We start from the raw sequence: 14,656 nt of genomic DNA on the forward strand, positions 1-14,656 counted from the left end.
GTACTATCGCGTGCAAATCGGCTGTCTGCCTCGCGCCATAACAGCCATTCAAAGGCGGAGGTGTCCAAAGACGGGCGCTCCGGGGCAAGCGGTACCAGCCTTGGCATCGAAATCGAAGAAGAAGGTCTGGGAAAAGGACACACCGGATCTTGGAGCGTACGACTTCTCCTTCATCCAATTTCTTTTTTTGGGCAGTTCACGCCCGAGAGCCTGGTGAAGGCGACGGACACAATTCTTGAGGGCCTGGCCAAATTTCCCGATGCGTCGCTGTGATCGTGCGGACTGGCTTGGGACCCACTGGCCGCATCCTCGCAGGCCTCCACGTGACCGCCAAGGGTCGCGGTGCGGCAGTGCTCGATCGCCATGATGGACAACACAGACATCAAGGCAGGTGAAGCCAAGATCGGCGAGCTGAAGCGCAACATGGACGCGATCAACGCAGCCCGACGAAAGGGCGGCTGTGTTGCCGGCACTCTGTAAGCCGCTCCAACGTTAAAATTGTCGGCTTGCTTCCCGCCCTCGCGACTGCGGAGTGGTCGTTCCATCGATTGACTCCCGTAATGCACAGGCAGTTAATCTCCCCGCAAGGGCAAAAGAGGGGCTATGAAACTGGGAGAAAACGATGACTGTCCAAAAAGAAGACTATCGAACCAACAGAGCCGACTTCGCCATAGCTGCCATGCATAGCCGAGCGACCCCTGAGGGCGATCGTGACGATTTGGTGGCGAGGAAAAAGTCCCTGTGGGTAACAGATCGGCGATCTGCAAAATTGGCTGCAAACCCGTCCGAAAGCTCGCCAGAACCCAAGGCAAAGGCGCGCGGTAAGTGAATCGTGCCAGTCAATTTCTTACCGCCGAGTACTTCGTTCACATTGTTCGATTACATTACATTTATCTAATGTACTAACCAGCCAGTCGGGCATTCCCGAAGGCTCGCTGGTCAGGCTCAGCGGCCCCCCTAACCCAAGCTGCTGGGCCGCCTGCTAAGGAAGTGCGTGTATCGCTGATACGGTCGTCGGTGACCCCCCTCCGTACCGCGGCCGGGATCGCAACCACGTCACCGACCGGACTGGGCGCTCAGGACGCCTGCCGGCGCTCGCGGCATCACGTCGACATTGTCATGTACCTCCGCGCAATCCGTAGATCCATTCGATGAGTCCGTTTGCGTGACGCGGTTCGCGAACGAACCCAGTCCACCTTATATTCGGTCAGGCGCATACACCTGTTCCATGATCCCGCTTGCGGCGGATTCGGACCCAAGAGACGAAACCATTCTTCAGCGGCGGCTGTTTGAGGCCATGAGTTTCGTCGGTTCGTCTACCGAGGATCTGCCAGGCCTGATCGGTCCTGGAGATTGTTAGAATCGATTGGCGTCTACGCTGATGGTTCCGTCAGGAAAGCTCCTTCTATAACGACTCCGGCGTTCACGTATTTCCACAGCGCAACAAGCAGTTTCCGAGCGAGGGCGATGATCGCCACTGGCTGAGTGCGGAATTGGGTTGATGGCGCACCCAGAGCCACGCAACCTGGACAAGCGTCGACCGGAGCCTAGGATTGCCGGACTTCGAGACTCCCTGCTCGCAATTAATCTGCCCACTTTGCCAGGGCGTTGGCACCAAACCAGCGTAGGCGGCAACCTGTCGTCGATTGTCAAACTTGCGCGACAATCCCTCAGACCACAGGACGGCCGCGAACTCCGGACCTATTCCCTTGAGCCTGAGCAGCAGGGCCGGTGTTGGCTCATCTGCCGCGACGAGCAAGGCGTCGCGTGCCTCTTCAACATCCTTGATCTGCTGGATCAGCAACTCGATGCGATCAAGCTCGCGGCTGATCTGCGCCATGAGCGCTGGCGGCAGTGGACGCCCATCTGCGGTAATGAGCGCGTCGAGGCATTTGCGTCGATCGCCTTTCAACGGTTCGTATCCGGACACACCTTGGCTGAACAAAAGGCCCTTTCTCCTGTTGACGTGCCTGATCCGCTCGTTCGTCAGCGCCTTCCGCTCGCGCACCAACCGGCGACGGTCTTCCTCCTCCGGCGTTGGCACTCGCAACATCGCGCAAACCCGAGGCTCGCCGCGGTTGTAGGCCAACAACGCTCGAACCAGTGCTTCCCGTCAATCCTGTCGGTCTTGGCCCGCCGGCGGCGACGCGATGTGGCAGTGGATGCCGGGTCCACGACATAACTCTCGATGCCTTCGCGTTCGAGGACCCGATGTATCCAGAATCCATCCAGACCAGCTTCCTGGATTGATATGACCCGGAAACGCTGCCCTGTCCGCACTTCCGCCTTTCGTTGCAGCTCTGCGAAGTGATCGAGCAAACCCGGAATGTCGCCCCCGGCACGAGGTGTCTCGACATTCTCTCGCCCCCACCTGGCGAAAGCGAAGTCACGAGCCATTTTGAACGAGACAGTTCTAACGAGACAAATATTGCGGCAAGATCGACGCGGATAGCGGTCGGGGGCTTCCCCAAAATGTGCGCGGCGAGCATGCGTTGAGGGCGAGACGAGTCTATGTGCCTTGACGGGATGCAGAATATATTCCTATTTTGCGGGATGCCGCACCGTCGCCGCCATGAACAGATTTCCGAGTATCATGCTTGCCAAGATCGAACGGCAGGCTTGACTACTGATGAAGGAACTGTGGGTCGCGCAGTTGTCCCCAAGGCCGTTCTGTCCGCACTACGACGCCATCGACAATTTGCATCGGGACCTAAAGCGGGCGCTCAACTTGCTGCATGACCGCCCGGCGGATTACGAAGAACCGCATTTCGCGCCCATGTCGCGAGGGTGAAGAACTAGCCTGTCAGTTTAGTGAAGTCGTGGCGCCGCGCGCGAACATGTGCCAGCAAATTCGTTTCGTTTACGACCCCTGATTGAAAGAGATTCAGCGTGGTCGAGGCCAGAATCTGACCGTCTATCGGGGTGCTGTACCATTTGGCGTCGGCGGTTACCTGGTCGACAACCCGCTGGCAGATCGCCCGATCTTTAGGTCTAAGGAACTGACTTTTCAGTGCTCGTAGCATCTCGACGCCTTGAAACCGAGAGTCACCTGTCTCCGCGCGATACCCATGCGTGGTCTGCGAGCATGGACCCTAAACGCATTCAGACAGAAAATTGCCATTCGTTTGAGTGGTACCGATGTCGCGTGGATAAGCGGCGGTCCGCGAGCTAATCCACCATGTCGCGCAGCGGCTTCTTGCGCTTTGGCGTCCTGTACTTCTCGACCAGCCTGACCTTGTCGATGTCGATCGTCACCAGCGGTCCCAGATCGACAGTCACCCTGCCGCCTTCCTCGTCTACGCGCGTGATCTCTCCGGTAAGCTCGATCTGCTGCCCCTTCTTCACCTTGGTATGATCGATGACCGAATGCGGAAAGCTATAGCTCGGAATCGAGACGTTTACGCAGTGCTGAGTGACCCGTTTGCGAAGGCGGCCGGGATCGCCACCTCGTCACGAATGGAAATTCCGCGCGCCGTTCCATGAGTCTGGTGCGCTCGGCGCCTTACTCAAGATATTGCTAATTATGGATGAGCCCGCTTCCTCCAATCGATGGATGAAGCCGATCGTGGGCCGGTGCTACTTGATGCATCGCGCGACTTACCCGACAAGAGCTGGCTCCAGGGGCAAAATATGAGCAAGACGACTCTCATTGCTATCGCAATCCTCGCGATCGGTGTCGGCTGTGCCGAAGCCAAGGACCGTAAGGTCGAAACCGCGACCGACCGTAAGGTCGAAACCGCGACCCTCGGCACGCACGCCAATTCGAAGAACCTGCCGGTTTGTACCGCGGCAAGCTCACTCTTCGAAGTCCTCGGTGATAAATGTTTTCTCGTCACAGGTTCGATGATCTATGGCGACATCGCCGAACTCTCCCGGACAATCACTTTGAGTTGGTAGCCGAAGCAACAACCTCCCAGCGCGGCCTCCATTCTCCGGTATGAAGTTGCGTCGCAGGGGCTGCCTTCGCCCAGATATCGACCCAGTCTTCGCGCGTCGCCAATACCGGCGCAATCCCCAGTCACCACGGGCCTCTTCAAAATTCTTATGCCGTCCGCACCTGCGGTCGAGCTTGTCGCGCCAACAGCAGCGCCTCTGCATCGTTTGGGCAACCCAACGCATAGCTTCCGGTCCGGAAACTCGCTTACGCGTTTCATCGTCCATTCGGCAGTGGAAATTTAGGCCGATTTGGCAGTGCTCAGAATCGCGTAGCTGTCCTGCGATCCGCTCGGAGAGGATGGCGAGTGGTTGCGGCAACTGCGCCTCAAGCTGGCTGGCGACCGCCGTCTGCAGCCGCTGCTGCGGAGCAGCGCTGACGCTGCGTTCGTCCGGACCGTCGCAAGACCGCTTGATTGTATCCGGCCTGGAGACAGACAAACGCCGGCGCAACCTCACCCTGAAACCAAAAGACAATATCGATGCCCTTCAACAGCTATGCTCCCAAGGGTTCAAGCGCCTGCAAACATTCACCATGCCAATTTCGCCATCGCCGCTTCGATAATGACGGCGCCATCAATTTCATGGAGCAACCTTTGCCGCCAAGGGGTTCTGCCCGATGGCGGCGACCAGGCTCGTGCATACCTCGATCACCATCACCAGGACCCTGCGAGACGCAGAAGAGGCGAGCCGCTTCATGAACCGGCTAGAAGCCCCAAACCCAAAAGCCGCTGATCGATTTGAGCCGCAGTAACGAAGTGTAACCGCGTTCGCACTACAAGAAGCTCAAACCGCGCAAGACCGCTGATCGATACGACCACGATGTTCAACGGTATTGCCCAATGGAAGCCGCCCCAATGGAAATCGCCAAGAACGGCCATACGACTAGCCATCTGATGACGTCACGGCGCTTTGCGCCTCTCTTCTGGACGCAGTTCCTTTCCGCCTTCAACGACAATTTCCTCAAGAACACGCTGGTGTTCCTTATTCTGTTCACCCTGGCGGCGGACAAGGCTGCATCACTGGTTACGCTGGCGGGTGCCGTCTTCATGGCTCCTTTCCTGCTCCTGTCCGCCGTTGGTGGCGAGATCGCCGACCGGTTCGACAAGGCGCTCATCGCCCGTCGGCTGAAATTCACCGAGATCGCCGCTGCGGCTGTCGCTGTCGTTGGAATCACCCTGTCGTCGATCCCGGTGCTGATGATCGCGTTGCTCATGTTCGGCATCATCTCGGCACTGTTCGGACCGATCAAGTACGGCATCCTGCCGGATCACCTCGAGCGCAAGGAATTGCCCCGCGCCAATGCCTGGATCGAATCGGCAACCTTCGCCGCCATCCTCGGCGGCACTATCGCCGGAGGCGTCGTCTCGGCCGATGGCATTGGGGTCTCGGTGTTCGGGCCGATCATGATGGTCCTTGCCGTGGCCTGTTGGTTTGTCAGCCGCTACATTCCGTCCACCGGTTCTGCGGCTCCCGACCTAGTCATCGACAAAAACATCTTTCGCTCGACCTGGCGACAGGTGAACGGTTTGCGTGCCGACAAGCGGATCTGGCGCGCCGGACTGATGACGTCGTGGTTCTGGCTGATCGGGGCCATTGTCCTTTCGATCCTGCCTACACTGGTCAAGGATTCGCTCGGTGGCGGAGAAATCGCGGTCACCGCCTATCTCGCGGTGTTCGCCGTGTCGATCGCCATTGGCTCTGCCATAGCCGCATGGATGTCGCAGGGCCGCATCGTGCTCTTGCCAGCCCCGGTTGGCACTGCGTTGATGGCACTGTTCGGCTTGGACCTGGCCTGGACCATCTGGAGCATGCAGCCTTCGATCGGGGCCGAAACGCTCGCAATATTCTTCGCCAGGCCAAACACGGTCCATGTTGCGATCGACCTTGCCGGCATGGCTATTGCCAGCGCCTTTCTTGTCGTACCAACCTTCGCCGCCGTACAAGCCTGGGCGCCCGAAGCCAGTCGCGCTCGCGTCGTCGCCGCGGTGAGCATCGTCAATGCAGGCTTTATGACGGTGGGCGGCATACTTTGCCGGACCTCAAGGGCCGGAAGCGCCGCGCAGCGGCGGGTGCTGCCCTCTACCAGGTCATGTCGGATCTCGTCTTCCGCACCAGGACATCGACAAGACTGTGCTGGAGAAGATCATCCAGACGGCGAGCGAACGCGGCATGAAGCAACTGGCCGTGCAGGACCCCGTCACCGGTTCGCTGAGCTACGGCAAGCTGCTGACAGCCGCCGCCGTGCTTGGAGAGAAATTCAAGAGCCTCTATTCCGGCCAGCAGACGCTCGGCATCATGCTGCCCAATGCCAACGGCGCCTGTGCGACGCTGCTCGGCGTCATGTCCGCCGGCAAGGTTCCGGCGATGATGAACTTCACTGCCGGTGCGGCCAACATGCTCTCCGCTTGCAAGGCCGCCGAGGTGCGCACCGTGCTGACTTCACGCGCCTTTGTCGAACAAGCGAAACTTGGCGCCGTGGTCGAGGAACTCGGCCGCTCGGTCGATATTGTGTGGCTTGATGATCTGAGGGCCACCATTGGCCTCAAGGACAAGCTGCTCGGCCTATTGCGCAAAAATACACCGCGGGTCGCCCGCAAGCCCGGCCAACCGGCGGTGATCCTGTTCACCTCAGGTTCTGAAGGCACGCCTAAGGGCGTGGTGCTCACCCATCGCAACATCCTGGCTAATGCCGCCCAGGCCGCCTCGCGTATCGACTTCCATTCGGGCGACAAGGTCTTCAACGTGCTGCCGATCTTCCACTCGTTCGGCATGACAGCAGGTACGGTGCTGCCGCTGATATCGGGCGTGCCGGTCTATTTCTATCCCTCCCCGCTGCACTATCGCATGGTGCCGGAGTTGGTCTACGCATCGAACGCGACGATCATCTTCGGCACCGATACGTTCCTCAGCGGCTATGCGCGTACGGCACACCCTTACGACTTCCGCTCAGTGCGCTATTGCTTTGCCGGCGCGGAACCGGTCAAGGCTTCTACGCGCGCGACCTATATGGAAAAGTTCGGCCTGCGCATCCTCGAAGGCTATGGCGTGACCGAAACCGCGCCCGTGATCTCCATCAACACGCCGATGTACAACCGCTCCGGCAGTGTCGGCAAAATCATGCCGGGTATGGAGTACCGCCTGGACCCGGTGCCTGGCGTCGAGGATGGCGGACGGCTTTTCGTGCGCGGGCCCAATGTCATGGCGGGCTATCTGCGCACCGAGAAGCCGGGCGTGCTCGAGCCGCTCGAAGACGGCTGGCATGACACCGGTGACGTGGTCGCCATCGACGACGTCGGCTTCATCACCATTCGAGGCCGCGCGAAGCGCTTTGCCAAGATCGGTGGCGAGATGGTTTCGCTGGCCGCCGTCGAGGCACTGGCGGGCGAATTGTGGAAAGGCTCGCTCTCGGCAGTCGCCGCCGTGCCAGATGCGCGCAAGGGCGAAAAGCTGGTCCTCATTACCGAGGCGGTCAACGCCACGCGTGCCGAATTCCTGGCCTTCGCCAGGGCCAACGGCGCCATGGACCTGATGGTGCCGGCCGAAGTGCGCGTCGTTGCGAAAGTGCCTGTCCTCGGCTCAGGCAAGCTCGATTTCTCCGCTGTGACCAAAATGGTGAGCGGCGAAGACATGAAAACCCAAGCGGCTTGAACGGCTCGCTTTTACGGGTCGCTTTTGTGTATCTCGGTTGAGAACACGGGACCGCCGCGAAAGTTCGGTGCACGCAGCGCCATGCGAACGAGCTGCAGCTGGCGAAAAACGATGGTGCAGGGTCGATGCGCTCATTTGCACATGTGCCGCGAGCTCGTCGATGCTGAACTGTCGAGGCGGCGGTCATAGAACTGGCAAGCGAGGACCATTGGCTTGTCCGACTATCGTTGCGCCTTCAGCAGACGCTCGAGCGTTGAAAAGTCACTCATGTCGCGGTAGGGCGTCAGGTCAAGATCCTTGGGGATCTTCTTGAGCTTCTCTTCGGAGATCGGTTTTTCGTTCTTTTTGTTGAAGGCCTGGTAAGCGGACCAGCCAACACCCGCCGCCTTCACTGCATCGCGTTCGGCTCGAAGAGCGATTTGATGCGCGTGCAGATAATGAAGCCCGAGTTCGTCTAGGAGCGCCTTTTCAACAATTTCGTGCGTTAGCAGAAATGGGGCAAGCCGGACCTTGGCCGATTTCCAATCCATAGTGCGAGGCATATGGCGATCGATATAAATCGTCCTGCCATCTTTGCTGTAGCCAGCAATGTAGGGGATATCGAAATCATGAACGATCTTAACCCGACGATGCAGCGCCCGCACAGCGTCACTCAGTACATCATCGTCCAAGTCTTCGGAAACGTGGCGGACTTCATCTTCAAGCTTCATTTTTTCCACGCTGACACCAGCGGCGCTTTGCTCCCATAGACCGGATCCTTCCGTGGATGGCCAACTTGGGGATCGCTCGTAATGCCCGCTCATGTTCTGGGCTGTCGTGCATTCGTCATAAGCGTCGGATGCGGGATAAGCGCCGACCACCAGGAAACCAGCAGACTCGGAGAAACATTGGTGACCCCGGTGCCGGCCGGAAGAACTGCCATATCGCCGGCCTTCCAGGACAATGTACGGCCCCTGTTGGCCCGAACCGAACCTTGCCGGTTCCGCCCGCAACCCCAAGCACTTCATTTTTGCGGGAATGGTAATGAACGTAGTGGTAGATGCCGTCCCGCCAGCCGCTACTCCAGCCAATGGCCTCGAAAAGCTCTTCCAGCACGGCTGCGGAATCAAATTGTTCCACCGACCTTACGGCGCCGCGATAGACGACAAACGGCCAGAAGGGGTGGTTCGGCACGAGGCCGTCATCCTTGAACCGAAATTCGAGTGGCTTCTTCATCTTCACGAATTCGGCGAGTTCTTGCTTTCTCGGTCGCGCGATACCCGTCGCCTGCTCGGTAGCTTTCTTCAGGCTCTCGAGAATGCCCACGGCGAATCCTTGCGCTGGATGAGACAGCGGCGAAAGCCTCCGCTCTGGTCTCAACAAATCTCAACCAGCGACACCGCACTTTGTTCCTTTTGTCGAATGGCCGCTATTAAGCTGCGGCCCGCGAGGAGAACTGAAACTCAGAGAAGCGCCCGCATGTCGGCCGCTCAGCTTGTGCCTGCCGGAGTTGACGAGAATTGCCTTGGCGGTGCTGCGCCAGAAGGCATTCGCGTCCTCCAGGTTTTTGGATTCTGGGACCCGGGCGATACCTTCGACCAATTTCCGCCGCCGATTCAGCGGAAACGCGCTTATGTTGAATGATCGATCACCTCACCCGGATCGCCCAAGCTTCGAAGGCCGCAACCTGTTGCTGATCGCTTTCCTCATCATCACCGTGCAAGGCAGCGACGTGCTGCAATTTATCTTCGGCAAGCTGTTCGGCCGGCATCTTCTGGCGCGGTGGAGGAAGCGAAACTCACCGCCGTGCCGTACTTTACCTGGACGATCGCGACCCCGGCGAGATGCTGGTCTGGCTCAGAAGCGCGCGGTAGCTCTATCGCCATCTGAGCCGCGTTGCATGCCTTGAATTCGCCCGGGCGCGCGTCATCTAGCTTTGAGTGGCGCCAGTCACTTGAACGGGTGGAGGCAGATTGTGGCGCTCGAAGCTGTCGCGCGTCCGAACGCCGGTGGCCGCTTTATTGCGGTCGTGGTGGTGCCGCTGCTATTCGTCGTCGGTGGACTGGCCATTCGCTATGCGGCATTTGCCTCGATCTCGGCGGAACCAGGCTTCGCAGCCTATGCCCACGCGCTCTGCCGGTGGGATTGCGCGTGGTATGTCGACATTTCCGAACACGGTTATGAGCGCTTTCCCATTCCAAACCAGAGCAATGTCGGACGCTGGGGCTTCTTTCCATTCTATCCGATGCTGGTGGCGGCAATCCGGTCTGTTTTCCCTTTGCCGACGATACTGCTCGCGTCGATCACATCGGTTGCGTGCAGCTACGCGGCCTGTCTGGTGGCGTGGCCGCTGCTCGAGAAGAACATGCGCGCTTATGTGCTATATTGCGCCTTTCTGCTCAGCGGCCCGTTCTCCTTTCATTTTACGACTTTCCTGACCGAACCTCTTTTCGTGCTCGTGACGTCGTGCGTTTTTCTGGCACTCAAACGCTCCAGCTATCTGACCGCGGGGCTGTCATCGGCTCTGCTGTCGGCAACCAGGCTCGTCGGAGTGCTTGTTGTATTTGCGACCGTCATTCAGATGTTCAGGGATTACCGCGCAAAGGGCGGATCAGCGCTTTCTTTCCCACGTTGGGTGCTTGGCCGACCGGATCTGCTCGTTGCAATTCTCATCTCGCCTGCCGGCTTGTTCGCCTACATCCTGTTCCTCTATCTGACGGTCGGGGACGGCTTTGCCTTCCTGCACGTCCAGCGCGCGTTTGGACGGGTGGTGGGCAATCCGCTCGCCTTCATATGGGATGGACTCTCGGCCGTTCCGGCGACTGGATGGCTGCCTACGGCCCCGCAATGGGGCGCGCTCGCCGCACTCATAGGACTGGCGCTATCGGCGGTTCTGGCGGTTCGCAGGCAATATGGCGCCGCGTTGTTCTGCGCCTGCTGCATCATCCTGCCGCTGATCACGAACCTGGCCTCGATGGTCAGATACGTCATTGGGCTTGCGCCTCTGACAATGTTGCTGACGACGTTGTTGTCGGCGTCGAAGCTGACTTTTCTTGCGGCTCTGGGTCTCTTCCTGGGCGCCTGCTATTTCATGACCGTCGCATGGATCGGGGGTTATCTTGCCCTGGTCTGACATTTCGGGCCGGTATCGGCGCGCGGCCAGATTTGGTGGCTACGCGCTGGCGGCGGTTCTGGCCGGGACAGAAATCATCATGCTTGCGCTTGCTCTCAATCCAGACGTCAATGCCGACTATCGCGCCTATTACATCGACCGGACGACGACCTGCCTCAATCGCGATGCGGTCGGCAGCTACACACTTGGCGAGACGGTGTCGTTCCGGTCCGACGGAGCCAAAAAGGCAACCGGCATCATGGTCTGTGGCTGGTCGGGGCCGGTAGCCGACGGCACCCATTCGCTGGGCGAGACCTCGCGGCTTCGCCTGGACATACCGCCGCTTCGCGACGGTCTGACTGCCACGCTGCAAATGGCCGCCGTCATTCGTCCGCCCCAGATCACGCAAAGGGTTGTGATCTCGGTGAACGGCGTTCGGGTGCATGCGGTGACGCTGTCCGGCAAAGAGCCACGCACGGTATCGTTCGTCATTCCACCGGCGGCCCTCGCCAAGGCCAAGACACTCGACATCGCCTTCGACTACCTCGACGGCATTCCGCAAACTCCTGCCGCCAGCAACGTCTATAAGCGCTCCATCAAATTGTTGTCGCTCCGGCTCGATCCCACTGATGCGGATTAGGGCGGGCGATCGCGCTGCCGGCCGCGTCTTCGCTGCGCAAAAACCCATCGGTCGAGCATGAGGAGATTGACCGCTGGAACAAGCAAGCATGTAACCAGGATGGCAATGATCGGCGGCAGACTGAGTTTCGCAGTCAAAAGCGCCGGCGCCGCGTAAGCCACCGCGAAGCCGGTTGCCGTCAGCAAGAGAAAACGCGGAGCCTCCGATCGATGCGATCCGCTCGACGCGAAGGTCACGAACTTATGCGCGAGATAAGAAAACAGGGCGGCAGCGGTATAAGCTGCGAGCGAGGCACCGACCGGCGAGAGGCCGAACCGTTGCCATTCGACCAAAGCGGTGGCCATCACTGCATATAGGATCGTTGCAGCGATGCCGACCGACCCGAAACGCACCAGCAGTTTCAGGCCGGCGTCGCTGGTCGAGGGGCCCTCAGACTTGCGCACTGCAGGCATACTGCGCTCCAAGCGGCAGCGACGCGAGCGCGCGCTCGACTCTTCTGGCGAAAGGCCTTGCCGACGGCAGCAGCAGGAAATGCTCGGATCGGATGTCCCGGAACCCGGTCTCCCGAAAGAGGGACGCTGCGTTGGCAGCGTTGAGGAGGACCGCGTCGTGGTCGAACGGACACCGGAACACCGCAAGACGCGTCAGCGGATTATAGGGATTGTGCTCGATGATGCAGGCGACGCCACCTGGCCGCACGACACGCCGCAATTCCAGCAAGAAATCGGACCAGGAGGAGGGCGGAACGTGATGGACGACGCAACTGGCGAAAGCCAGATCGAACGCGCCATCCTCGTAGGGCAGACTCGGCGACGTGCAGGCCCTATAGGTCACACTTGGATTGTCCTGGCCGGCGCGCAAAATTGATTGCTCCGACACGTCGCAGCCATCGAGGCTGTCGAAAGCGCCGTCGAGGTAGGGGTGGAGCGAGCCGACGCCGCAGCCGATATCCAGCGCCCTTACAGCCGCCCCACCCCGCCGAAGCTTTCGCTCGACCACCAGACGCCGCAGCAGGTCCGCCTTGGCGACAAGGAAGAAGTCGTGCCCGAGTCCGGAAAATCGGATGGACCCGTCGACCGCCTCGCCATAGTTGGAATTATAGCTGTCGAAGAGTTCGGCCATTGGCGGGGACTCCACTCCTGGGCTTGTGAAACGATAGGCGGCGCTTACCAGAGACGGTACGCATCGCCTCGTCGAAGCCGGTGAGCCGATTAATCACATAAAGCGGGCGGCGTTTCACCTCGGCGTGGATGCTGCCAACGTAGAGCCCGACCACACCGGTCATGAAAAGATTGATGCCGCACAGGAGCGACACGATCACCACCGTGGATGTCCACCCGGCAATGATGCCGGTTTCAAAAAACGAGGCAAAGATGGCATAGGCGCCAAAGACCACCGCAAGCGCGGAAATGGCCAATCCGCCCCAGAGCGCCAGGCGTAAGGGCTTCTCGGAGAAACTGACGATGCCGTGAACCGCAAGGTGCACCATCTTCCAGAATGGGTATTTGGTCTGGCCCAGGGTTCGCGCGTGGCGCTCAAATGGCACGGTCGTTTGCTTGAAGCCCATCCAGCCGAACATGCCCCTGACGAAGCGGTCATGTTCGGGCATGCGCTTGAAGGTTTCCAGCGGCTTGCGGCCGACCAGGCGGAAGTCGCCGACGTCGCGCGGAATATCGACCGACGTCATTTTCTCCAGCAGGCGATAGAAAAGACTTGCCGTAAAGCGCTTGAACCAGGATTCGCCCTCGCGCTTGACCCGGCGGGCATAGACGATCTCGAAGCCTTCCTTCCACTTGGCCACCAGATCGAGAACGACTTCCGGCGGATCCTGCAGGTCGGCATCCATGACGATGACGGCATCGCCCGCAGCGGCGTCCATACCGGCGGTAATCGCCACTTGGTGGCCGAAATTGCGGGAAAATTCGATCAGCCGAAAGCGCGGCTCGGCGGCAACCACTTTTTGGAGGTATTCGACGCTTCCATCAAGGCTTCCGTCATCGACGAAGATGGCCTCGGTCTCGCCGTCCAGCCGGTCGATAAGCGAACTGATCCGCTCGATCAGCCGAGGCAGCACCTGTTCTTCATTGTATATGGGCAGGACGAGCGAGTAGCGAGGCGGTGATCTGTTCACCGTCATTCCAGGGCCGTGGACCACAGAGTCTCGCATGCGGTTGAAAATGTAACGAAAGCTACAAAGTTCCAAAGGTGTGCAAGAAAGTGCTAATTTAGCTAGTTCTTGATTGAATGCCGGTTCTCAGTGAGAGATGAGCGTCCGCACCGAGGCGCGAACTCGATAGGTCGCCAGCGAGGTTCGTCTGGCGATACGCCAGCACAAAGCTGTTTGACCGCCCTGAAGATCGCTGCACGCCCTCCTTCGCGCGCTCCACGTAGGCGCCATCCGCAGTCATCACCACGACGCGGGTGCCGGTGCTGATGTATAGCGGTACCAGGGTGCGCACGCCGTTGGACAGCGTTGCCGGTTTCGCGACGAACCTCTGCCGCTGTTTGCGGCCGCTGCTTGCCGTGAGAAGAAGACTTTGCCTGAGATCCACCAGCCTGTTGTTGCGTTCAGGCCCATGACGGCCGGCCGCGACGTTGTCGAGGATTATGGCCATGTTGGGCTGACCTTGCGCAGCCATCCGGCGTCGTTTCTGCGTGCCGATCTTCGCCGGCGCAGCATCGTGACCTGTCAGGAGACCATGCAGGCGCGAGACAGAAGCTGGCTCGAGGCTGCCGGCCTGGTTCTGGTCCGGCAACGGCCAGGCTCGGCCAAAGGCCTCATGTTCCTCACCGTGGAGGATGAGACGGGCGCCGCCAACGTCGTCGTCTGGGTCAAGGTATTCGAGAAATTCCGTCGCGTGCTTCTTTCGTCGGCCATGCTCGGCGTGCGCGGCCGCATCCAGCGGGAAGGGGAGGTGGTGCATCTCGTCTCCCATCAGTTGACCGACCTGTCGCCCGAGCTGGCCAGCCTGGGAAACCGCGAGACGCCGTTTCCCGTGCCGCATGGCCGCGGTGACGAAGCCCATCACGGCGCGCCGAGTGTCGATCCGCGGAGCCTGTCGAAGGGCCGAAACATCGTCGATCCATACGAGCACATCGACGGCATCAAGGTGAAGACGCGGAATTTCCGATAGAAGCTGCAGCGGATATACCGTCATCATGTGGTAGTCTGGCCCGCATGACGGCGCTTTATCTCAAGTGACGCGGAAGACGGTGGATCCCTCAGCCGAATAAAACGCATCCGCCGAAATGGATCGAGCCTCAGCTGACGCGCCTGGTCGACGAAGCGCCCGACGGCGCCGATTGGCTTCACGAGATCACACGATGCTCGCCGGCCTGGC

Annotated in this window: 9 protein-coding genes and 5 pseudogenes; 6 read left to right on the plus strand and 8 right to left on the minus strand. The window is 59.8% G+C overall.

The window, feature by feature from the left end; all coding sequences use genetic code 11:
• Positions 1-1,373: 1,373 nt before the first annotated feature.
• A pseudogene (locus tag NKJ15_RS16300) lies at positions 1,374-2,489 on the minus strand (IS110 family RNA-guided transposase).
• Positions 2,490-3,168: 679 nt separating this feature from the next.
• On the minus strand, positions 3,169-3,345 hold the full coding sequence (locus NKJ15_RS16305; RefSeq protein ID WP_023680685.1) for a hypothetical protein: 177 nt from the start codon (positions 3,343-3,345) through the stop codon (positions 3,169-3,171).
• 204 nt (positions 3,346-3,549) lie between these two features.
• On the opposite strand from NKJ15_RS16305, the gene NKJ15_RS16310 reads away from it, so the two are divergent.
• Both NKJ15_RS16310 and NKJ15_RS16315 read left to right on the plus strand, forming a co-directional pair.
• Complete coding sequence (locus NKJ15_RS16310) at positions 3,550-3,897, plus strand: hypothetical protein (RefSeq protein WP_352816230.1); 348 nt, start codon at positions 3,550-3,552, stop codon at positions 3,895-3,897.
• An 893-nt stretch (positions 3,898-4,790) separates the two neighbouring features.
• Positions 4,791-7,584: pseudogene (locus NKJ15_RS16315) on the plus strand (MFS transporter).
• Between the two features lie 221 nt (positions 7,585-7,805).
• Here the strand turns inward: NKJ15_RS16315 and NKJ15_RS16320 are convergent.
• Together NKJ15_RS16320 and NKJ15_RS16325 are read right to left on the minus strand one after the other, a co-directional pair.
• Complete coding sequence (locus tag NKJ15_RS16320; protein ID WP_352816232.1) at positions 7,806-8,387, minus strand: hypothetical protein; 582 nt, start codon at positions 8,385-8,387, stop codon at positions 7,806-7,808.
• A 22-nt stretch (positions 8,388-8,409) separates the two neighbouring features.
• On the minus strand, positions 8,410-8,889 hold the full coding sequence (locus tag NKJ15_RS16325) for a hypothetical protein (protein ID WP_352816234.1): 480 nt from the start codon (positions 8,887-8,889) through the stop codon (positions 8,410-8,412).
• A 334-nt stretch (positions 8,890-9,223) separates the two neighbouring features.
• Here NKJ15_RS16325 and NKJ15_RS16335 point away from each other — a divergent pair.
• The 3 genes and pseudogenes from NKJ15_RS16335 to NKJ15_RS16345 all read left to right on the plus strand — a co-directional run.
• Positions 9,224-9,343: pseudogene (locus tag NKJ15_RS16335) on the plus strand (phosphatidate cytidylyltransferase); the annotation flags it as partial.
• Between the two features lie 195 nt (positions 9,344-9,538).
• Positions 9,539-10,696, plus strand: coding sequence for a putative hexosyltransferase (locus NKJ15_RS16340; RefSeq protein WP_352816236.1), 1,158 nt, complete (start codon positions 9,539-9,541; stop codon positions 10,694-10,696).
• Between the two features lie 79 nt (positions 10,697-10,775).
• Entirely contained in the window at positions 10,776-11,315 is a 540-nt protein-coding gene (locus tag NKJ15_RS16345; RefSeq protein ID WP_352816238.1) for a hypothetical protein, read from the plus strand.
• Here NKJ15_RS16345 and NKJ15_RS16350 read toward each other — a convergent pair.
• The 4 genes and pseudogenes from NKJ15_RS16350 to NKJ15_RS16365 form a co-directional block, all read right to left on the minus strand.
• Positions 11,312-11,767, minus strand: a complete 456-nt coding sequence (locus tag NKJ15_RS16350; protein ID WP_352542315.1) for a GtrA family protein — start codon at positions 11,765-11,767, stop codon at positions 11,312-11,314. The two genes, NKJ15_RS16345 and NKJ15_RS16350, sit on opposite strands and share 4 nt — an antisense overlap.
• A complete protein-coding gene (locus NKJ15_RS16355) occupies positions 11,745-12,437 on the minus strand; it encodes a class I SAM-dependent methyltransferase (RefSeq protein WP_352816240.1) in 693 nt (230 codons plus the stop codon). The genes NKJ15_RS16350 and NKJ15_RS16355 overlap by 23 nt, the downstream gene beginning before the upstream one ends.
• Entirely contained in the window at positions 12,412-13,452 is a 1,041-nt protein-coding gene (locus NKJ15_RS16360; RefSeq protein ID WP_352816242.1) for a glycosyltransferase family 2 protein, read from the minus strand. The genes NKJ15_RS16355 and NKJ15_RS16360 overlap by 26 nt, the downstream gene beginning before the upstream one ends.
• A gap of 232 nt (positions 13,453-13,684) precedes the next feature.
• Positions 13,685-13,798, minus strand: a pseudogene (locus NKJ15_RS16365) (elongation factor P); the annotation flags it as partial.
• On the opposite strand from NKJ15_RS16365, the pseudogene NKJ15_RS16370 reads away from it, so the two are divergent.
• Positions 13,799-14,449: pseudogene (locus tag NKJ15_RS16370) on the plus strand (OB-fold nucleic acid binding domain-containing protein); the annotation flags it as partial.
• Positions 14,450-14,656: the final 207 nt, after the last annotated feature.

This window comes from Mesorhizobium sp. M0207, assembly GCF_040321995.1.
In the GTDB taxonomy this organism is placed as follows: domain Bacteria; phylum Pseudomonadota; class Alphaproteobacteria; order Rhizobiales; family Rhizobiaceae; genus Mesorhizobium.